Origin of the sequence: Pseudoalteromonas sp. OF5H-5 (genome assembly GCF_021530695.1) — a bacterium.
GTDB lineage: Bacteria > Pseudomonadota > Gammaproteobacteria > Enterobacterales > Alteromonadaceae > Pseudoalteromonas.
In genome coordinates this window covers 57,233-80,233 of record NZ_JAKGBF010000018.1, presented here as the reverse complement: position 1 = coordinate 80,233, position 23,001 = coordinate 57,233, and the positions used below count along the sequence as shown (strand labels likewise).

9 protein-coding genes are annotated in these 23,001 nt (G+C 46.8%); 6 read left to right on the top strand and 3 right to left on the bottom strand.

The annotated features are described in order from the left end of the window. Positions 1-142 precede the first annotated feature (142 nt). The 6 genes from L1271_RS20860 to L1271_RS20835 all read left to right on the top strand — a co-directional run bounded on the left by L1271_RS20860 (position 143) and on the right by L1271_RS20835 (position 7,512). Positions 143-1,228 carry a sensor histidine kinase gene (locus L1271_RS20860; protein WP_235368699.1) on the top strand — a complete coding sequence of 362 codons (1,086 nt, stop codon included), beginning with the start codon at positions 143-145 and terminating at the stop codon, positions 1,226-1,228. A 305-nt stretch (positions 1,229-1,533) separates the two neighbouring features. Then, positions 1,534-2,298, top strand: a complete 765-nt coding sequence (locus L1271_RS20855; RefSeq protein ID WP_235368698.1) for an energy transducer TonB — start codon at positions 1,534-1,536, stop codon at positions 2,296-2,298. Positions 2,299-2,311: 13 nt separating this feature from the next. Further along, the gene (locus L1271_RS24885) at positions 2,312-3,034 is read left to right on the top strand and encodes a MotA/TolQ/ExbB proton channel family protein (RefSeq protein WP_010607668.1); all 723 of its coding nucleotides are present in this window, start codon (positions 2,312-2,314) and stop codon (positions 3,032-3,034) included. Then, positions 3,034-3,450 (top strand): ExbD/TolR family protein, encoded by a 417-nt coding sequence (locus L1271_RS20845; protein WP_235368697.1) that lies wholly within the window; start codon positions 3,034-3,036, stop codon positions 3,448-3,450. Before L1271_RS24885 ends, L1271_RS20845 begins: the two co-directional genes overlap by 1 nt. 472 nt (positions 3,451-3,922) lie before the next feature. Continuing rightward, the gene (locus L1271_RS20840; RefSeq protein ID WP_235368696.1) at positions 3,923-5,227 is read left to right on the top strand and encodes a lysine N(6)-hydroxylase/L-ornithine N(5)-oxygenase family protein; all 1,305 of its coding nucleotides are present in this window, start codon (positions 3,923-3,925) and stop codon (positions 5,225-5,227) included. An 86-nt stretch (positions 5,228-5,313) separates the two neighbouring features. Continuing rightward, positions 5,314-7,512: a TonB-dependent siderophore receptor gene (locus tag L1271_RS20835; RefSeq protein ID WP_235368695.1), complete on the top strand. Its 2,199-nt coding sequence runs from the start codon at positions 5,314-5,316 to the stop codon at positions 7,510-7,512. Between the two features lie 142 nt (positions 7,513-7,654). Here the strand turns inward: L1271_RS20835 and L1271_RS20830 are convergent, their stop codons facing one another. The 3 genes from L1271_RS20830 to L1271_RS20820 are packed head-to-tail and all read right to left on the bottom strand — an operon-like array spanning position 7,655 to position 23,000. Beyond that, positions 7,655-15,088 (bottom strand): non-ribosomal peptide synthetase, encoded by a 7,434-nt coding sequence (locus L1271_RS20830; protein WP_235368694.1) that lies wholly within the window; start codon positions 15,086-15,088, stop codon positions 7,655-7,657. Beyond that, on the bottom strand, positions 15,088-18,471 hold the full coding sequence (locus L1271_RS20825; protein WP_102056201.1) for a non-ribosomal peptide synthetase: 3,384 nt from the start codon (positions 18,469-18,471) through the stop codon (positions 15,088-15,090). The genes L1271_RS20830 and L1271_RS20825 overlap by 1 nt, the downstream gene beginning before the upstream one ends. Positions 18,472-18,473: 2 nt before the next feature. Beyond that, positions 18,474-23,000 carry a type I polyketide synthase gene (locus L1271_RS20820; protein WP_235368693.1) on the bottom strand — a complete coding sequence of 1,509 codons (4,527 nt, stop codon included), beginning with the start codon at positions 22,998-23,000 and terminating at the stop codon, positions 18,474-18,476. Position 23,001 lies beyond the last annotated feature (1 nt).

The window sequence follows — 23,001 nt, the reverse complement described above, 5'->3', positions numbered from 1 at the left end:
ATTAAGCTTACTATCGGTATCTAAATATATCATAGCGTTGACAGGGCTATTTCTACTTCCAGCCTGCCTGTTTTTAACTAACCACATAAAAGCGAGCTATTACAACCAAACTAGAAACATTGCTGTATTACTAGAAGCACTGGTGGACGAAGACTACAACATACGGTCAGCCATCCGTGCTGAAGATGATGAGATGCTAGAAATAAAACAGCTCCTCAATACACTTTCACAAAGACTAGCACAACAAAATGTTGCCATAAAAGAAAGCCAACTTTTACTGGAAAAAGTGATCACTCACATTGATGTAGGAATAATTGCCACGGATGTTAACTACGACATAACCTTTGCAAACCCCGCAGCTAATGAGCTACTAGGCCTTCAATCGTCACAACAAGGCGCAAACTTAAGCTGCACTACAATCCCTGTAGAACAAGTTACAAGACAGCCACAAAGCTTTACCATTAAAGATGGTGCTGTTAGTAAAACCTATCGAATTGCGGTAGTAAAATACATTCATCATCAGCAGCTCAACTATCTATTTTTTATCAGCGACGTACAATGGTTACTAATAGATAAAGAGCGAGAGAGTTGGCAACGCTTACATCGAGTACTCAGTCATGAAGTTAACAATAGTTTAGCTCCGATCTCTTCTATTAGTGCCACGTTACTGAAACAGCTTCAGAAACTAGAAAGTGCTACACCGGCTCTTGAGCAGGGTCTTACGGTGATCCATAATCGCTCAACTTCGCTCTACAAATTTATTAGCAACTTTCAGAAAATTAGTAAGCTCCCTCAACCTAATAAGCAACCGCTCGACATCTGTGAACTTATCGAAAAATGTATTTTACTATTTCCCGATAGCAAAATATCACTACTAAATCCAACGAAATGCCAGCTATATGCTGATCCACACCAATTAGAACAAGTCTTTGTGAATCTTTTAAAAAACGCTCAAGAAGCCATGAGTACAACAACAGGAGAGATTACCATTGAGTTTGAACAAAGCGACAAATATTGCAGTATAAAGATAATTGATGAGGGTGTCGGCATTAGTAATACTGACAACCTCTTTATTCCGTTTTTTTCTACCAAAGTGTCTGGCAGCGGTATAGGTCTAGTGTTTAGCCGGCAAATACTTTTCAACCATTTAGGTGATTTACAAATTCAAAATAGAAACGATAAAAAAGGAGCTGTTGCAGTAGTTTCTCTTCCAAGGTTGCAATCGTAACAATTGCTACAGCGTTATATTACTATTTTTAGGTATACACCTTATTGCAGTAGATGAATCATTCATAAACAAAATATCCATCAATTAGCGGGATCGTTCTTGTATTTTTGTAACAAACAAAATAAAGTAATAACGATTTGCATTTAAATTAGTAACGGATGTACGTAGTTGTGCCTACCTCACACACAAAAGCTTTGCGACAGCAAACCCCAGACGTCGCGTCCTTAAGTTCATGTTTCCTTGTTATTGCTATTCATATCGGAGGCATTGCTTTTGCGTGGACAACTACCTCAATACCGGAGCCAATGGAAATATCTTCTCAGCACTCTAGCATTAAGGGCAAGTTTATCAACTTACCATCCCAAACAGAGGTAACGACAGTTCAACAACCTGAACCTATTGTAGAACCTGAGCCTATTGTAGAACCTGAGCCTATTGAGCCTATTGTAGAGCCTGAACCTGTTGTAGAGCCTGAGCCTGTTGTGGAGCCTGAACCTGTTGTGGAGCCTGAACCTGTTGTAGAGCCTGAACCCGTTGTAGAGCCTGAACCTGTTGTAGAGCCTGAGCCTGTTGTAGAGCCTGAGCCTGTTGTAAAGCCTGAGCCTGTTGTAAAGCCTGAGCCTATTGTAGAGCCTGAGCCTATTGTAGAACCTGAGCCTGTTGTAGAGCCTGAGCCTGTTGTAGAGCCAACTCCAGTCAGCTCCGCTGTTCAACCAGAACAAAGCGATGTTAGTAACACGACGGAGACAGCCATCACCTCTCAGGATCCGAGTTTACCGCCAGGACTTGTATTGCCGCACATGAGTGACGCTAATGCATTAAACAATCCGGCACCTATTTACCCAAGATTATCCCGTAAATTTAAAGAACAAGGGACAGTCTTATTAAAAATTTATATTGAAGCGGACGGCAGCGTCTCTGAGATAGAAATACATGAGTCGAGTGGCCACGGTCGCCTAGATCAGTCTGCAAAAGCAACTGTAAAGCACTGGCAATACCAACCGGCAACTCAAGACGGACAAGCGATCGGTTATTGGTACCTACAGCCTGTCAATTTTGCATTAAATTAAATAAGGAACAGTCATGGAGAACCCATACGGAATCGCCGCCATGTGGGCACAAAGCGATATCGTCATTAAAGCAGTAGCGTTTAGTCTGCTGTTTATGTCAATCGCAACTTGGTGCGTCATATTAATTAAAGGCATTAAGCTTTATAAATTAAAACAGCCACTTGTTGGCTCTAAGCAGTTTTGGCACGCACAAGATGTGCAGTCAGGTATTTTATTGCTCGAAACTCCAACGGGCCAAGCGACGCCCTTTAGTTCACTGGTCAACGAAGGCATGCATGCCAAGGCGCATCATGAGCAACACAAAGAAGATTTGCATGGTAATTTACCTATCGCGGAATGGTTAACTGCCAGCTTACGAACTTCTATTGACGAAAGTAAATCGGAACTACAGAGTAACTTAGCGATACTAGCTTCCATTGGTGCCACCGCTCCTTTTATCGGCTTGTTTGGCACGGTATGGGGAATTTACCATGCCCTGATAAGCATTGGCGTTAGTGGCCAAGCAAGTATCGACAAAGTAGCAGGTCCTGTGGGTGAAGCATTAATTATGACTGCTTTTGGCCTTGCCGTCGCTATCCCCGCAGTACTGGGTTACAACGCACTCACTCGGGGAAACAAACGCGTTGTAAACCGCCTGAACCACTTTGCTCACGAATTACACGCATTCTTACTGATGGGCTCTGCACCAAATGCAAACGCTAAGCGCCCAGTATTTAAATCGGTCGGAGGTAAATAATGGCGTTTGGCCAAGGGTTTGAAGATGACGAAGAGGTCATGGCTGAAATAAACATGACACCACTTGTGGATGTGATGTTGGTATTGCTGATCATTTTTATTATCACCATGCCTGTGATCACTCAGTCCATTGAAGTAGAGCTGCCCAAAGCAGCCTTGCAAGAAACCAGCGTAGAGGTATTGCCCGACAGCGTTTCTTTGATAGTACAAGCGAATGGTGATATTCAGTGGCAACAACAAGCCATCACGCTCGCGCAACTTAAACAACGTTTAGTGGAAGTTGCCGCACAATCACCGCAGCCTCCGATCCAATTACAAGGGGCTGCCAAAGTTCCCTATGAAAAAATAGTCGAGGTTATGGCACTGGCGCAGCAATCGGGCGTTAACTCGCTGAACTTTGTGACACAAACCAAGTAATAAAAGCAAGATAGCGCTAAGCGGGGTGTCGCCTTGTTATAGCGCTATGAAGATTGATAAATAGATAGAACTTAGCTTTTTTAACACAGTGCAACGGGCAGAGATTAGGCACTAAACGACGAAGGATCTCGTTAGACAGTTTAAATACGAATTAATTTCATAAATATTTAAATAAATTAAATTCTCACTCGTCTAATCCAAAACATAATTTTAGTTGAGCTTCTGATAGTCATACCAATTCGCTTAATTAAGTGATCTATTTTGAGGCGAGCAAATCTTGTCGATAACAAGGCGAAAATTTTGCTATTTAGTTGTTCTAAATGAGAAATTTTTAACGCGGTTAGCGTCAGATTTGCTCCTTCAAATTGAGCAACTATTAAGACTAATTGGTATTAATAGCGCCCTGTCGGTCTTGACGCTCAGCAGGCCCTAGGACAATAGCAGTAGCTAACCGTAACTGTGAGGATTAAGTATGAACAACACATCTCGCTTTTCATTAGTAGGTATTGGCTTCGGACCTTCTAATATTGCACTAGCAATCGCACTTCGTGAGCAAGGCCTAACAGATTGGGCTAACCATGCCTTGTTTATGGAACGTCAGCCAGAGTTTTCATGGCATAAAAATATGATGCTCGAAAACACGCACATGCAAATTTCCTTTTTGAAAGACCTTGTCACTATTCGTAATCCTAAAAGTGAATTTACGTTTATTAACTATTTACACCAAAAAAATCGCTTAGCAGACTTTATCAACCTTCAAACATTTTTCCCAAGCCGACATGAGTTTAACGACTACTTAGCATGGGCGGCTTCGCATTTTAAAGATCAAACCAGCTATGGCGAAACAGTATTTGATGTCCAACCGATTTTAGAAAACGAGCAAGTTGTTGCGCTACAAGTGCATTCCAGAGGTGTTGATGGCAGTGAAAAAGTCGTTGAAACAGATAACCTAGTCATCAGTATTGGTGGTGGTGGATATATACCAAAACAATTTAGAAAGCTGGCGGGCGACACCCGCGTATTCCACAGCAATGATTACAAAGTTGCTATTGAAGCAAATAACACAGCTAAGAAAATTGCCGTCATTGGCGCAGGCCAAAGTGCCGCCGAAATATTTATGGATTTACACGGCCGCGCAGATGATAACCAAGTCGATTTTGTTATTCGTGCAAACTCTATTAAGCCATCGGACGACAGTCCATTTGTAAATGAAATCTTCAATGCAGAATATACTGATAAAGTTTTCTCCAAATCCGATATCGAACGCGAAGCCTTCTTAAAAGAATACCGCCAGACCAATTACGCTTGTCCTGACTTACCCCTTATCGAACAAATTTACGGCGTATTTTACGAACAAAAAGTACGCAGCCACTATCGCCATCGCTTCCTTTCTAGCACAGAGGTCGCAGCGGTTGACGCGGACGAAAACGGTATTCATCTAACCCTCACAAACCGCAAAACTGGCGACACTAAAGTGTGTAGCTACGATGCGGTAGTGTTGGCAACAGGCTATGTACGAGATCAGCACAAAACGCTATTGGCACCTTTATCAAAATACTTAGGTGACTTTACTGTGGGACGCGACTACCGCATTCAAAGCACGGAAGACTTTAAACCGAATATTTTCTTGCAAGGCGCATGCGAAAGTTCCCATGGACTGAGCGATACCTTGTTATCAATTTTGGCAGTCCGTAGCCAAGAAATTGGTGAGGTACTTAAACAACTAAAACAAACATCAACGCCTCAAGTTACTGATAACACGGCGCTAGTGGACTAGCCTCGAACTAAAACGGGTGATTGAGAAAAGCTCTGCTCAATCACCTCATAAATAAATCTGCTTCTCAAAAATAATAAGGAGTCTTTGTGAAACAACAACGCTCAACCCCATTGTTAACCCTATCACCAATTGCTGCCGCCATTTTAGGTTTAACACTGGTATCAACTGCACATGCTGAAGGTAACTCGCCAAGCAAACTAAAAGCGGTTACCGTCAATGCTGATGCCGACCAAGAAACGGCAACAGGTCCGGTTGAAGGTTACAATGCACGCCGCAGTGCAACTGGCTCAAAAATCGATGTTGCAATAATTGAGGTGCCACAAACCATCAATGTTGTCACCGCAGACAAAATTGAAGCCATTGGCGCAACGCGTGTGACAGAAGCATTATCATATACCGCAGGTGTAAATACCGCACCTTGGGGTGACTTACCACAATACGATTGGTTATACATTCGTGGCTTTGATGCTTATGCACCTGGTTTCTACCAAGATGGTCTACAGATCCGTAACAGTGGTAACTGGGGTTTATGGCAGACCGAAAGCTACGGTATGGAGCGTATAGAAATTCTTAAAGGCCCCTCTTCAGTATTATATGGTCAAAATGGTCCAGGTGGCGTCGTTAACCTAGTTAGTAAAATGCCAACGCCATTTTCGCAAAATGAGCTGCAGATCAAACTTGGCAATAACAGCCTCAAACAACTAGCCGTTGATATGTCAGGTCCAATTGACGACGATAGCGAGTATTTATATCGCGTGACAGGCTTAACCAAAAAGTCTGATTTGAGCACCGATCCACTAGAAAACGATCGCGACTACTTAGCCCTATCAATGACTTGGCAACCAAGTAGCCAAGGGAAAATCACCTTTTACTCACAGTACTACGACATTGAGTCTGGCGCTGCTTGGCACGCCTACCCAACAACAGGTACTATTTTACCTAACCCTAACGGCCAAATCCCGTTTTCAACATTGATTGGTGAGCCTGATTTCAACCGCTACAACCAAGAGCAGTGGGTGGTAGGTTATAAAGGCGAATATCATTTCAATGACAACTGGCAAATCAAGCAACACGCGCGCTATGCGGAATTTGACGTTGACTATGGCGTCATTTGGGGTAAATGGGCGCAAAAAAATGCTGATAACCCAAGTGACCCAGAAAACTTCCGTTACTTAGCCCGTACTCCACTATCAAGTAAAGAGAAAGTCAGCGGCGCTACTATCGACACGCATTTGATCGGTCAGTTTTCACACGGCAACGTAGAACATACATTACTCATTGGTGCCGATTATCAAGATACAGAGATTGAAGTGAGAGCGCGCTACGGCGGTGTGTTAGCTGATCTTGATATCTTTAACCCGACTTACGGCTCAAGTGTGATCCAACCTGAACCTAATATCAAGGGTGTTTCCAAGCTAGAGCAGTTTGGTATTTATATCCAAGACCAAATCAAAATTAATGAGAAGATCATCATTTCTTTGGCTGGTCGTTGGGATGAAGCAAAGCTAAAAAATGAGACGCTAGAAGGTCAAGTAGACCCGACATCAGTGCGTACAGACAGAGAATTTAGTGCTCGCGCCGGGGTTGTTTATTTAGCTGACAACGGCTTAGCACCTTACTTTAGCTACTCTGAATCTTTTGCACCGACAACCAATGTTGACCCTGCTACCGCTCGTCCTTTCTCACCTGAAACAGGTAAACAATACGAAACCGGTGTGCGCTATCAACCAAAGGACTCAACTTCGAGCTATAGTGCAGCGGTATTTGAGATTGAACGTAGTGACTTCACTCAGTGGGTATGGACAACCGAACCTGCTGGCTACAAACAAACGGGTGCCATCGTTGTGCGCGGTTTAGAGTTCGATGCCTTTGTGCAACCAACTGAAAAAATGAACTTAACCGCTTCTTACGCTTACATTCCTAAAGCGGATGTCACTGAGAGTGGTCTTGATCCAAGACTTGCTGACGAAGTCGGCAAACAGGATAAAGCAGTTTCAAAGCATCAGTTTAATATCTGGAGTGACTATCAACTTACCGACAACTTCACTGTAGGTTTAGGTGCACGTTACACAGGAAGTAACAAAGGTACTGGTGAAAAAGCACCTAAAACCGTTGAGGGTTACACCCTGTTTGATGCCATGGCAAGCTATGATCTGGCACAATGGCGCTTTGCACTCAATGTGCGTAATCTAACCGACAAAAAGGTTATCGCTTCATGTGGTGAAACATCCTGCTCCTATGGCAGTCGCCGAAACATCGCATTAACTGCAACTTACCAATGGTAAGTGCTAGCAACTAGAGTTAACTCTCACAAAAACGGCGCTACTCAGCGCCGTTTTTATTTCCAAAGACAAACCTTCCAAAGACAACCCTAAAGATAAAAATAAAGCGACTTAGAGCCGCTTTATACTTTAACTTTAAACTTCGCTAGACACGTTCTAATACAGTGCGATCTTTAACCACCGCGAAATGTCCAACATCCAAGTCGTGAGACGAAACACTTTGGCTATTCAACCACTCGTACCACCATGCTTTATGCGCTTGCTCTCGACCTTTCATCCAAAATAGTTCAGCCTTACCGGTGAAAACAGGCAGCGTCTCAATATTGACGGCAGCCAAAAATAGCGGTTGGAAGGCCAGATATAAATGATATAAGTCTTGAGCCGTTAACTGTCCGTAACCCGTCATAAACTCCGTCCTTGGGTGCTCAAACACTTGCTGCATCAACCTTTGAATGTCATCACTTGATATCTGCTGTTGAGCAGAACATTCAGCCAGCGTACTTTGTATTTCAACGTCTTGCATCAAGGCAAACCCACTTTCTTCGCTCAGTAATAAGCTGAAGAAAGTTTGTAGCTGCATCATTGGGCCTATTTGCTCTGCCAGTGTTGAGCGCTGTGCACTTGCATTAGGTGGCGAGTAAGGGTCAAGTAAAAGCAGCTGCTCTACTTGCTCACCTTGTTGTTCTAACTCAGCGGCAATAGCGTGCGCCAACACGCCACCTAAAGACCAGCCACATAAACGGTAAGGTCCGCGAGCTTGCACTTTGCGAATTTCGCTCAGATGCGATGCCACCAGTGCAGATAAATCAGCAGCTTGTCCAGTTAAAGAACCAGGCTGATAAGTCAGTCCGTACACCGTACGCTTGCCATCGAGATGCCTTGCCAAAGTGGTGTAGTCCAACACTTTACCAAAACCATCATGTAAGCAAAATAGCGCACTTGCAGCAGCTGATTTTTGATTCAGTGCGATAATAGGCTCGCTACAAAGTGTATTTCCAGAGCCGGTAGCGCCTTGCAACTCAGTCAACTGCAAGGCTAACTGACTCAGATCTGCGGTTTCAAACATGTGTTTTACCGCCATGTCAAAACCACGTTGGCGCATCAATGACACCACTTTTAGACATGCGATAGAATCGCCGCCAAGCGTAAAGAAATTAGCAAAACGACTGATATAATTGATTCCTAAAACCTCAGACCAGACTTGCGCCACACTTTGCTCCATGTCGTTTATTGGCGCAACAAACTCTCCGCTATCTTGCCAAACCGGTTCCGGTAAAGCGTCGCGGTCAATTTTCCCATTCGGGCTAAGTGGCAAGCGCTCAAGACTCAAAATGCTGTTTGGCACCATATAGTCAGGTAAGACTTTAGCTAAGATGCTTTTTAGCTCATCACTTGACTGTACTTGTTGAGACTGCACATAGCCGACTAAACGGTCGCCTGACGGCGAAGGCTTTGCCAATACAACGGCTTTTTGAATACCGCTAATACTTGCAAGCTGAGCTTCAATTTCTTCAAGTTCAATACGTAGGCCTCGGATCTTAACTTGGTGATCAAGTCGGCCCATGTATTCAATCAGTCCTTCTTTATTCCAACGCACCAAATCACCGGTACGGTAAAGACGACCACCTGATGCGGATATCGGATCGGCAACAAATCGCTCTGCGGTTAAGTCAGGGCGGTTAAGATAACCCCGGCTCAACCCTACTCCACCTAAATAGAGCTCACCTACTACCCCTTGAGGAACTGGCGTCAAGTATTCATCGAGTACGTAGCAACTGGTGTTTGAGATAGCACGACCGATTGGAATTGTGGTTCGTGGCGCTTGCGTAAACTCCCAGTTGGTCACATGAATTGTGGTTTCTGTTGGTCCATATAAATTATGCACCTTAGCATTTGGTAGTGCGGCGAACATACGTTGACGAAGTTCCGGTGGCGCAGCCTCTCCTCCTACCATAATGTTACGTAAATAGTTCTCTTCATTGGGGTTAGTTTGCTCAATAAAGGCTTGTAGCATCGTCGGTACAAAACTTGCTGTTGTAACTTGTTGCGCCTTGATAAGTGCAATTAATTTGTCTGGATCTTTATGATCTCCGGGTTCAGATACTACAATGCGGCCGCCTTGACTCAGTGGGAAAAATAGCTCCCAACAAGACACATCAAAGCCAAATGGTGCCTTATGTAACACCGCATCTTCCCGTGTGAGTTGATACTCGCGCTGCATCCACTGCATACAGCTAACCAGTGAGCGGTGACTAATAGCCACGCCTTTAGGTCGTCCCGTCGAGCCTGAGGTATAAATCACATAAGCCAGTTGCTCTGGGTGAGCATCGACAATGAGATTATCTTGGCTGTATGGCGCTAAGTCTATCTGTTGCCATACACACTGCGTGAGCTGCTCAGGGAATGGCGGCAGTGCATCTACCCCTTCAGCATGAGTCAATAGCAACTGTACGCCACTTGACGCCACAATATATTGCAAACGCTCCGCTGGATAATCTAAATCTAGTGGTACGTACGAGGCGCCCACTTTCATGATTGCCAACAGACTTATCACGGTTTCAACACTACGCCACATGCCCACAGCGACTCGGCTCTCTATACCCACGCCTCGTGATTGTAGATAATGCGCGAGCTGATTCGCTTGTTGGTTAAGCTCAGCGTAACGCACGTGATTGTTTTTAAATGTGACGGCAATAGCGTCAGGCTGTTTTTGCACCTGTGCTTCAAATAAGCGGTAGATCGCTTGCTGGGTGTTCTCTTTGGTGGTGTTTTCGCTCCACAAGCGCTGAGTTTGCCACGCATTGTCAGTCAACGCTTGCCAATCACCTAGCTGTCTTAGTGCAGGCTCTGCGACAAGCTGAGTCAACGCATTCAGTAAATAGCCACACAACTGCGCAGGTTCAACACTCGGTAGTGTTTGCGCTACGATGTTAAAGCCATCGCCAGCATCGTCAATAGAAACTCCAATAGGGTAATTGGTGCGTTCCTCACCGCCAAATACTTGCCAGCCATCATCGGTAACATAGAGCTTTTTCGAATCACCATGTTTGTGCGCATTTGGGCTATAGCGATAGTTCAACAGCGTCGAAAACAGCGGCGTTCCTTTCGCTACGTTGCTGCAAGATTGTGCTTTGGATAAGCTCGCACTTTCATGGCAAATAAGCGCAGTTAACAGCTGCTGCGCTTGTTGCAATCCTGATTTAAGATCTGCTTGGCGCAATCGAAAACGGATCGGCAATGTATTGATAAACATGCCAACAGCCCTATCGGCGCCTTCTCCACCTTGTGAACGGCCAAACATCACCGTGCCAAATACCGGATCATTTAGTCCGGTCAGCTTTTGTAGCACCATCGCCCAAGCTAGGTGGAATACCGCCGCAGCACTGGTGTTTTGCTTTACGGCAAGGTGGCGCACTTGGGCGGCCAGTGCTTCAGGCACGGCAGTTTCGTGCGTTAGAATGTCCTCACCTGTGCCCTTAATATCTAACAACCCAAATGGCGCAGTTGGCGTTTCTATATCCCCTAATAATTCGCTAAAGAACGTATTTTGCTCCGCTTCGGCCTCTGGGTTTTGCTGCGCTAGCGCCACAAAATGTCTAAACGGCACAGGCTCTGGCAGTAGCGCTACATTACCCGCTAAAATCATCTGCACTTCTTCAACGAGTACTTCTAAGCTGGTGTGATCCATCACTAAATGATGACTCGGCAGTTGCAACCAGCAGGTCTCGTCTTGCACTTCGGCAATAGCGATGGCGGCAATTAAAGGTGCACACTGTGTATTTAGTCTAAAGTGGGTTGGATCTACGGCTTCATTTAAGCGTCTTGCTGCTGCCGTTAAGCCCGCTTCATCAGCAGCTAATGGCGCATCACAGGCATAATCTAACCACTTGATTTCCACTTTGGCCTGACGCTGCACAACTTGCACAGGCTCAGGCAGGCCCTGCCAAAAAATGGCTGTCCGCAGAATATCATGACGGGCAATAACAAGGTTAAGCGCATCAACAAATGCACTTAGCTGCGCGCGGCTTTCAAAACGTAATAGATTAGGCGTAATGTAAGCGTCGCCTTTTTCTTGCAAAGTATGATGGAATAAAATTCCCGACTGCAGCGGTGCCAGCGGATAAATATCTTGGACATTTTGTACGCCCCCATCTACTTGCTCGACGACTTTAGCTATCTGGTCATTATCCAGACTGACCAATGGCAGCATTTCACTGGTGATAACAGCGGTATCCGTCGCAATCCCTGACCATGCGGTTTCTGGTGCCGTATCTTGGCGGTAAGGCGTAAGGGCAGCAGCGAAGTGTTTGAGCACTGGCTGACTAAATAGGGTTTTCACTTGTGCTTGCCAGCCAGCTTGGCGGGCACGCTCCACCAGCTTAATCGCCAGCAGTGAGTGGCCACCTAACGAGAAGAAGTTGTCATCCCTGCCCACTCGCTCAAGGCCGAGTAAATCTGCCCATAGGTGTGCAGCCATGGTTTCAGCCTCACCTATCGGTGCGCTGTATTCTTGCGCTTTGGCCCATTGCGGCTCAGGCAAAGCTTTGCTATCGACTTTACCATTGGCTGTCAGTGGCATTTTATCTAACACCACAAACGCATTGGGCACCATATAATCCGGAACATTTTCACCAAGCGCTTGAGCTAATTGCTGCTCATCTTGAATACTACCAGTTACGTAAGCGACCAATTTATCGCCAGTAGCCAAGTGTTTAACTAAGACTTTGGCTTCACGCACTTGAGGTAAGCGTCTTAACTGCTCGGCAATTTCACCCAGCTCTATTCTAAACCCTCTGATCTGTACTTGGTCATCGCTACGACCTAGGTATTCAATCTCACCGTTTTGATTCCAGCGCGCCAAATCACCAGTACGATACATCCTTTGGCCATTACCTAACACGCTGTCTGCAACAAAGCGTTCGGCGGTTAAATCTGGTCGGGCAAAATACCCTCTGGCCAGCTGGATGCCTCCTATGTATAACTCTCCAGTAACGCCCTCTGGCACGGGATTTAAACTGGCATCTAAAATATAGGTATGGGTTTGTGAAATACCTTGGCCAATAGGCGCCAAGCTTCTATTGTCGTTAATAAAAGGCCAGTGGGTTACATGAATTGTGGTTTCTGTTGGCCCATACAGGTTGTTCATCACAACATCAGGCAGTGCCTTGTATGTATCACGGAATAATTCAGCAGGCACGGCTTCACCACCACACATGATATGCCGCAGCGAGGTGCATTCAGCCACATCAGGTAGCTCGATAAAGGCCTGTAATAAAGCCGGAGGAAACGAGGTAATTGCGACTCTTTGCTGTTGGATAAGTCGCTTCAGTTCGAGTGGATCGCGTTGGTCACCAGGTTTTGCAACCACCACAGACATCCCTTCACTCAGAGGGAAGAAAATCTCCCAGCAAGACACGTCAAACCCAAAAGCGGCTTTGTGCAATACCGCTTCCTCAGGTTGTGGAGAGTATTGTCTTGCCATCCATGCCATGCAGTTACTCAGTGCACGATGGCTGATCGCAGCCCCTTTCGGGCGACCCGTTGAGCCCGAAGTATAAATCATATAAGCCAATTGCTCGGGATGAATAGCCACGTCGAGCGATTGGGCTGACAACGTTTGCCAAGGCAATTGTGCTAAGTTGACGACTGGCAGAGAAGCCAAATGGTGTGTGATCTGCGTATCTTTCAGCACCTCGGTTAATTTCGACTGTGCGTCAGGGTGAGTGATAATGGCTGTGAGTTGACTATTTTCTGCGATGTAAGCCAGTCGCTCTGGCGGATAATCTTGGTCCATAGGCACAAAGGCAGCGCCAGTTTTTAACACGCCTAATAACGTCACTACCGTATCCATACTGCGCTGTAGCGCTACACCGACTCTATCTTCGCGACCAATATTTAGGCTTTGAAGGTGCTGCGCAAGCTGATTTGAACGTTCATCCAGTTGTTTATAGCTCAACGTTAAATCTGCAAATACCGCTGCCACTGCATCTGGCTGGGTGTCAGCCAAACGGCTAAACTTTTGCTGCACTGGGGTGGTGTCTTCTAGTTGTGGATTTAACCCCCAACGCTGCCATTGCTGCGTTTCACTATCGTCTAGCAAGTTAATGTCACCAAGGGCCATAGTCGGCTCAGTGAGCAAGGCAGCAAGCACTCGCTCAAAGTGCTGACTCATGCGAACAATGCGTTGTGTGGAGATGGCCTTTTGATCGTAAGTAAAGGTCAACAAGCAAGCGCCTGCTCGGTTTTCATGAGCATCTAACACCAACTCAAACTGCACTTCTCCTGTGGTTGCGGGCAATTCACCCACTTTGAGCCCAGGCAACTGTTGTAACTGGCTTAAATCACCAAACTGATAGTTAAACAATATCTGAAATAACGGATGCACTTCGCTACTTCGCTCAGGTTGCAAGGCTTCAACTAATTGCTCAAAAGGTAAATCTTGATATTCTTGTGCTCCAAGTGTGGAAGCCTTTACCTGTGCTAAAACCTGTTGCAATGAAGTGCGGCTGTCAAAGCGGTTATCCTGCACTTGGGTATTGACGAATAAGCCGACCAAATTAGCGACTTCAGCCCGTTGTCGATTCGCGATTGGCGTACCGACACGGATCTGCTCCATCCCGGTATAGCGCTGTAGCAATACCTGAAATGCCGTCAGCAATATCATGTAATGAGAAACCTGATGGCTGGTGGCAAAAGTACCTAGCTGCTGCGTTAAGCTCTGTGGTAATTGCCAAGCGTGTGAGGCACCGCGAGCGCTGCCATGCTCTGAGTGTTGAGCTAAACCATTATCCACCTTAAGCTGTAACACTGGCTGTTCGTCACCGAGCTTTTGCTGCCAATACGCTAACTGACGCTCAAGCTCACCGGCCGTCATCCAGTCTTTTTGCCATTTAGCATAATCACCATAGGCAATATTCAGTGCTGGTAGCGCTGATTGGGCCAGCTGGCTCGATAAATCTCCCGATGCAATTTCAGCGCTAAGCAATTGGCTATACAGCGCGGCAAATTCTCCCACTAAAATCTGTAAGGAACCACCATCGGCAATAATATGATGCAGTACCACCACCAGTTGATATTGGTTTGGCGCAAGCGTGAGTAACCCCACACGGATTAAGTTGCCTTGGGTGAGATTGAACGGTGTGTTTAACCATTGCTGACGCACCGCATCAATGTTATCACCCGCTCCTACCTCTACCTGAAAATCATTGGCAATCTCGATTGGTTGCACCTGCTGCTTTACCTCAGCATCAACTTGTACAAATTGCGTGCGAAGCGAACTGTGACGAGCAATTAATAGCTGAAAAGCACGTGTCAACGCACTCAGGTTTATCTCACCTTCAAGCTGTAATCCCCCAGTGATGTGATACGCTGCACTGTCTGGGTCTAAATGCCATAAAAACCACTGACGTTGCTGTGCATAAGACAGCTCAGCAGCCTCAGCTGAGTGATGAAAAGGTAAAACGGGAAACTGACGCATGCTCAGCCCATCGGCTTGCACCTTTTGATATACCAGCTGACGTTTTTCTTGAGGTAACTGATGAAAGCGCTCAGCAATGCGTTGGATGACCTCACTGCTCATTATAGGTTCTCCAGAAATGCTTCTAAGTCGAGCAAGGCATCTTCTTGCTCTGGATTTGTTTGTGCTGAAATAATTGCAGCTAAGTCTTTTAGTATTGGATTCGCAAAGGCGTCGCGCACCGCAATGTCTACACCAAATTGTGCTTGGATTTGACTCAGGGTTTCCACCGCAAGTAAAGAATGTCCGCCAAGTGCAAAAAAGTTGTCGTCACGTCCGACTTTTTCAAGCTGCAGTACTTGCTGCCATATCTCGGCCAGTCCACTTTCGATTTCACCTTGTGGTGCCGCAAACGTTGAAAATTGCTGTAGCGATGGCTCAGGTAAAGCTTTACGGTCTAGCTTGCCATTCACGGTGAGCGGCAATTTTTCAAGCTGCACAAACACACTAGGGATCATATATTGCGGCAACTGAGTAGTGAGTTGCGAGTTAAGCGTATCAGGCTCAAGCTCAGCGTCATTTACCAACACCAAATATGCCACTAGTTGCTCGCCACCAGCGCTACTTTTCACTAACACCGCAGCATCAACTACATTGGCTAATTGCCTTAATTGGCTCTCTATTTCGCCCAATTCAATCCGCAAACCACGGATCTTCACTTGCTGATCTAAGCGGCCTAAAAACTCAAGTTGACCTTCATCATTCCAAACTACCTTGTCGCCAGTGCGATACATTCTAGCGCCTTGGCTGTTGCTACCGGCAAATGGATTCGCGACAAAACGATCGGCACTGAGATCCGGTCTAGATAAGTAACCACGCGCCAAGCACTCACCGGCAAGATATAACTCTCCTGCCACCCCTATCGGCACTTGATTGAGTGCACCATCCAATACATAAGCTTGTATGCCAGAGATAGGTTTACCAATTGGAATTACGTCATCTTGCTGGTGACACTGCCAGCTTGTCACCTCTATCGCCGTTTCTGTCGGTCCATAAAGATTGTGCAGTGCCGTTTGTTCAAAGTAGCTAAAAAATTGCTGTTGGGTTTGCAAGGTAAGCATTTCACCGCTCGTAAATACTTGGCGTAAACTTGGGCATAAGGCTTTTCCGCCCAGCGCATCGCGTGAGCTGCTTATCCCCGTCATAAATGCTTGCAACATGGAGGGAACAAAGTGACAAACCGTCACCGCTTCTGTTTCAATAAGTTGCCGAATTTGTGACGGTTCTTTGTGTTGTTCTGGCGCTGCTAATACTAGGCTTGCACCTTGCGTTAATGGCCAGAAGAACTCCCAAATAGATACATCAAAACCAAATGGCGTTTTTTGCAACACCCTATCACTGCCTTGAAGCTGATAGCGAGTTTGCCCCCAAGCCAAGCGATTTGCGACGCCACGATGTACACATGCAACCCCTTTGGGCTTGCCCGTCGAGCCTGAGGTATAAATCACATAGGCTAAGTTATCTAAATGGATTGTCACATTGGGTGCTGTGGTTGGATAAGCGCTTAACTCTAAGTGCTCAAGCCATGTTACTTGAGCGCTGATATTCTCTGCCAGCTGTGCTTTTACTGAAGCATGACTCAAGATACAAGCACAGGCGCTTTGCTCAATAATATAGTGTAAGCGTGCCTCGGGCAGTTGAGGCTCGATTGGTACGTAAGCCGCGCCCGCTTGAAGCGTAGCCAGCATCGCCACCACCATCTCAATGCTGCGCTCAAATAGCAATGCCACTTTCGACTCATGGCTGATATTTTGCGCCACCAAATACTGTGCTAATTGATTTACCCGTTGCTGTAATTCAGCATAGGTGACAGACTCGCCCATAAACCTTAACGCAATCGCGTCTGGGGTTTTCTGTGCCTGAAGCGCAAATGCTTGAGGTACGCTAAGCAAGCTTGCTGAAGTTTTACCGCCAGATTCAAGCGCCGCTAAAGCCGCCTTCCGCTCGGCACTCATCAGTAAAAGATCGCGAATTTGAGTCTCTGGAGCTTGGCAAAAGGTGCGCAGGAGCGACTGATATTGCTCGTCAAATGTGGAGATCCAAGCCGCTGAAAGTTTATTGCTATCAACACGCCATTGTAATTGCACGCCACCATCACTTAGCTCGGTTGTATCTAGCGCAAGGTCACACATTATGCCCTGAGTCAAACTAAAGTAATTGGTCAACGAGGCACCATGCAATTGTGCTAAACCACTGCTGCTATCTTTGAGGTGATTGAACATCACTTGATAAGGCGTTGCGCCCTGCAAGTTAGGTTGAAAACGCTTCATCAGTGAGTCTATGGGGATGTCTTGTTGCGCTTGGATTGCTAATGCCTGTTTGGCACAGTTACGCAATAGCTGCTGTAGCGTTAATTCACCAGCAACAGGCAAGCGCATCAGCTGTATATTAACAAAAAAGCCAACCACACTATGGGTAGCAAACTGGTTCCGATTTGCCACCGGAACCGCCGTCAGCAGCTCATCTTCGTTTGTGTATCTATGCAGCAAAGCTTGATACGCAGTCAATAACACGACGAATAGCGAGACCCCTTGTTCACGCGCAAATTGTGTGACTTGTGCTGCCAATTGCGCGGGTAACTGAGTAACGAGTTGCTCTGCCTTAGGTACACTATTTGCTGAGTTTGTCACACCGAGTTCAACCACAGGCAAGTGACCTGTGAGTTGTTGCTGCCAAAATTGCCACTGCTGCTGCACTTGCTCAGCATCACTGTTAAGCCAATCATTTTGCCACTGAGCAAAGTCAGTATAATCTAACCGGTTCGCGTCATGGGTGATGGGTTGAGCGAGACTCGCTTTTTGATAAATTTCAACGAAGTCTTTAATAATCAAACTCTTCGACCACGCATCACTAATTATGTGGTGCATCACGACTAAGAGTACATGCTGTTCTGGAGCAAACTGCAACCACTGCATTCGCATCAAAGGACCTGTCCGTAAATCAAAGGGCGTTGCAGCGAAGCGCGCTAACCTTGCTTTATAAACCTGTTCCTGCGCTTGTTCGCGACTCAGCTCTGTATCATGTGCTTGCAGTGCTGCGACTTCAGCGGCTAATTCGTGTTGCTCTACCGATTCCAGCGGTAAGCGCAGTGTCGGCAAAACCACTTGCGCAGGTTTGGCGCCTTCCCCTTCAACAAACTGAGTACGAAGCCCAGCATGGCGCTCGGCTAAGTGATCTAAGCTTGCACGCAGCGCGTCTTTGTCTAGATGGCCACTTAAACACATCCCCCCACCAAGGTGGTATGCGGTATTTTCAGGGTTGATCAACCACTCAAACCACAGCCTTTGCTGCGCCGCCGATAACGGCGCTTGAAGTTTGCCAAGTTTTTTAATTACTGGCGCACTCGACTGAACCGGCTGTTTATCCTCGAGCTGTTTAAGCATGGCTTTTTTCTGCGCCAGTGTCATATTGCCTTTGCGCGCTGCCAATAGTGCATTGATCGACATGCTTATTTCGCTCCCTCAGCCAGCTCTTGCTGTAGCTCTTGTATTAGAATGGCTTCTATTACTCGAGCAAGCCCCAAAATGGTTGGATCTTTAAAAAAGGAAGCTGGTGACAAGGTCACTTCAAATTTATTGCTTAGTTGCGACATGATTTGTACCCCCATTAAGGAGTCACCGCCCAGCTCAAACAAATTATCGTGAATGCCTATTTGCTCTATCCCCAACATGGCGCTCCAGACTTGCGCAATACCAACTTGTAAATCATCTTCTGGCGCAACATATGGCGTTGATAACTCAGGACGCTCATAGCCACCACTGCGAGGTGTCGCATCTGCCATAGTCAATTCTGCATCTAACAGGTTACCTTTGGTGGCTTCTAATCGTGCAGGAAGGTCGAGCGTTGAGACCGCAACTTGCGGCAATATTGGTGCGCTGAGTATGCGCGCCATAACTTCAACCCCTTGCTGAGGCGCGATACCGACTCCGTCAGGCATATCCATATCACCAGCCATGCCGACCTCTCGCCAACTGTCCCAGTTAACAGCCAGTATTGGATAACCGCCTGTTTGCACCGATTGCTGAGCGTATTGCTGTGCAATAGCATCTAGATAGGCATTCGCTGACGCGTAGGCGGCCTTAGATAAACCACCTGCAATGCTAGCAAGCGATGAGCACAACACCATAAAGTCCAGTGGCTGCTCGTTAAATAAAGCCAACAAATGTTGCGTTCCCACAACTTTGGCAGCAAACATCTGCTCGATAAACGCTGCATCCGTCGAACTAATTAAGGACGTTGCACCACTCCCTGCTGCGTGGATCACCCCATTGATCTGCCCAAACTGCTGATGTGCTTGTGCGACAACCTCTGCCATTTGTTCAAAGTCCGCCACATCCGCTTGTTTAACCAGTACCTGCGCACCAAAAGATTGCAATTGTGCTAATTTTTGCTGTTGTGCCTCTGAAGGCGTGCTGCGACCAAGCAAGACTAATTTAGCCTGGTAGTGCTCCGCCAAATGCTCAGCCATTACCAAACCAACGCCACCTAAACCGCCGGTAATTAAGTACACCCCACCTTGGCGATAAATCGCTTCATTTTGCTTAGGTTTGGCCGTCGCTTCAAAGCCCATCAGCCAACGATGATAAGACCGATAAGCAACCACCTCGCCCGCTTCGCCATGTTGCTCTGACAACAACCAATCTATCCAGTCACCGTGAAGTTGTGCACCAAAATCAACCAATTGACATTGAATGTGTGGGAACTCCTGCGGGATGACTTTACATGGGCCAAGTAACATCGACTGAGCGGGTGAAATCTCATCATTACCCGACACATCGGCCAACCCTTGGCTCACTACGCTCAAATTAACCGGCTGACCTAACTGTTGCGATTCAAGTGCTTGAGCAAGTGCGATTAGACTCATCATGCCCTGTTGTTGAGTTTGGCTTAAATCAGCAGGCTCGCTGGTCGGCAAGCTCCACAAATGGAATATATGCGATACAGGACCATGAATTTGATTCACGCTTGCAATAAGTTGCTGATAGTCGCTCAACTGAGCCGCGCGGATCACAAACTCATTATCCGATTCTTGCTGAAATGCTTGCCCTAATTTGACCCGAATTAGCTTATCGCTCTGCGTGTGTAGCTTATCAAGGAGCAGGTCGCAGGCCTTATGCTGTGTTTCAAATAGCAAAGTACAACCCAGTTCAACCGGCTGAGTTAAATCAGGAACCGAGCGCTTATATGAAGGGATGTAACACCACTGTTCAATCGGTTTTGGTGCCAAGGCGTTATGGTTGTTTTGCGCCACAATATTTGCATCGGCTTCAATCCAAAAACGTTTTCGCTCAAACGGGTAAACAGGTAAGGCGACGCGATGAGGTGTCTGCTCATACAAGGCATCCCAATCAATCTCTACGCCTTCAATCCATAAACGTCCCAAGGCTAAGGCAAAGTGTTGCTCTGTCTCTTGCGCTTTTCTTGGGTGTGGTAGCGAAGTGACAATACTCGTTTGCGCTTTTACTTCTGCATCCCGTCCAGCAAGTTGACTTAGCGTATTACTTGGTCCCACTTCGAGTAGCACAGTTTGTTCTAAGCCATTTTCTGACTCTGGATTGTCAAGATTGACGATAGTGCGCAGACCTTGGTTAAAGCGCACCGCTTGTGCTAAATGCTGCGCCCAATATTGAGGGTCGGTCGCTTGTTGGTCGGTTATCCAAGTGCCTGTTACATTCGATACAAATGGAATGCTTGGGGCACTGCGCTGAACCTGAGCAATCAACTTAGCCAGTTGATCACCTGCATCACTCACCAAGGACGAATGGAACGCATGGGAAACATGTAAAGGCTGTACTACGACCCCTTGCTCAGTGAGCCTATTTGATAGTGCCGCTATCGCTTGCTCTGAGCCCGATACAACACAGTTTTCAGGGCTATTCACCGCTGCCAGCTCAACTTTATGCCCAAGATTGTCGGTATCAAGATAAGGAGCTAAAGCGGCTTCTGAGAGCGCCACCGATAACATACAGCCCGGTGCTTGCACCTGAATAAATTCGCCCCGCTTGGCGACCAGGTATAATGCATCCTCTAAACTAAACACCCCCGCAATACACGCGGCGACGTATTCGCCGATACTGTGGCCAATCATAGCACTGGGCTTTACTCCCCACGCCAACCATTGCTGCGCCAATGCATATTCCACAGCAAATAATACCGGCTGAGTGACTGAGGTTTGTTTTAGTTGCGCCGCACCGTGCTCAACGTCCGCTTCATCAACAAAAATAAGGTCTTTAATATCTTGCCCAACATGCGCTATCAGGCCCTCCCGACAGCGGTCAAATGCATCTCTAAACACGCTTTCTGACTCATACAGTGCGCGGGCCATATTGATATGCTGCGAACCTTGCCCTGGGAACATAAAGGTAACGGGCCTGTCACCTGAAACCGTTAACTGCCCTTGCGCTCTTAATGTGCTGGTATCGTCAGCCAGTGCTGCAATCGCTTGCTCACTATTTTGCGCCACCACGACGGCACGATGGGTTAGGCCTTTCCTACCCACTTGCAAAGTGTAAGCACTGTCTTGCCACAAAGGCTGAGTGCTTGCTTGCTTAAACCAAGTTGCTAACTGCTCGCGGCGACTGGCCAGTGCAGTTTTGGTGTGGCCCGACAGCGGTAGGATTTGCCAGTTGCGCTGCGACTGCGTCGCACGTTGAACTGGTGGCTCCTCAAGGACCACATGCACATTGGTGCCACCAATACCGAATGAACTCACCCCAGCACGGCGTGGGCCTGTTTCATTTGACCAAGGCGTCAGCTTATCCGCGACATAGAACGGGCTATTGGCAAAGTCAATTTCTGGGTTAGCTTGCTTGTAGTGCAAACTCGGCGGGATTTGTCCGTGCTTCACTGTCAGCGCGGCCTTTATTAACCCGGTAACCCCTGCGGCTGCATCTAGGTGGCCGACATTCGATTTGACTGAACCTACGGCACAATATTGCGTTTGCTCGGTATCCATTCGGTAGGCGCGGGTGAGCGCAGCAATTTCAATGGGGTCGCCAATCACCGTGCCGGTACCATGCGCTTCAACGTAACCAATGCTCTCTGCCGGGGTATCAGCCATTTCCAGTGCTGCGGCGATAACTTCAGCCTGCCCATCCACACTAGGTGCGGTGTAACCTGCTTTAGTATTACCATCATTATTCATTGCAGAGCCCTTGATCACGGCATAAATGGTATCGCCATCAGCCATTGCATCTTCAAGGCGTTTAAGTACCACGACACCAGAGCCAGAACCAATTACCGTCCCTTGAGAATCTGCGTCAAACGGACGACAGTGACCATCTGAAGACAAAATTGCGCCGGGTTGATATACATAACCGCCCTGATGCAAAAAGTTCAACCATGAGCCGCCAGCCAAGGTCATATCTGACTCATAATTCAATAATGAGCGTGTCGCCATGTGAACTGCAGCCAAGGAAGTTGAGCACGCCGTTTGTACCGTTACCGCAGGGCCCTTTAGGTTTAGTTTGTAGGCCAGTGTCATGGTCATGGCATCTTTGTTATTACCGTTCATCAGCGCTTGTAGCTGCGAGATATTACCAAGATCGCTAAAACGGCCACTTTGCATCAAATTAGAGATTAGATAAGTGTTTACGCCACAGCCGCCATAGACACCTATTGGAAAGTCACACTTGTCACCATCGTAGCCAGCATTTTCCAGCGCCTGCCAAGCGGTTTCTAAAAAGAGACGTTGCTGCGGGTCAAGCTCTTCTGCTTCACGCGGTGAATAGCCAAAAAATGACGCGTCAAACTTGTCTTGATCAGGCAACAACGCACACCGAGGGACAAAGTTGGGGTCAGCAATAGTCGCTTCCGGCACCCCAAGTTCACGTAATTCTGCCTCTGTGAAGGTTTTGATTGATTCCACCCCGTTTTTTAGGTTTTCCCACAGGGCATCTACGTTCTCAGCTCCTGGGAAACGACCTGCTAGGCCGACAATGGCAATATCTGTGCTTGAATAAGTTTCTGTAGTCATG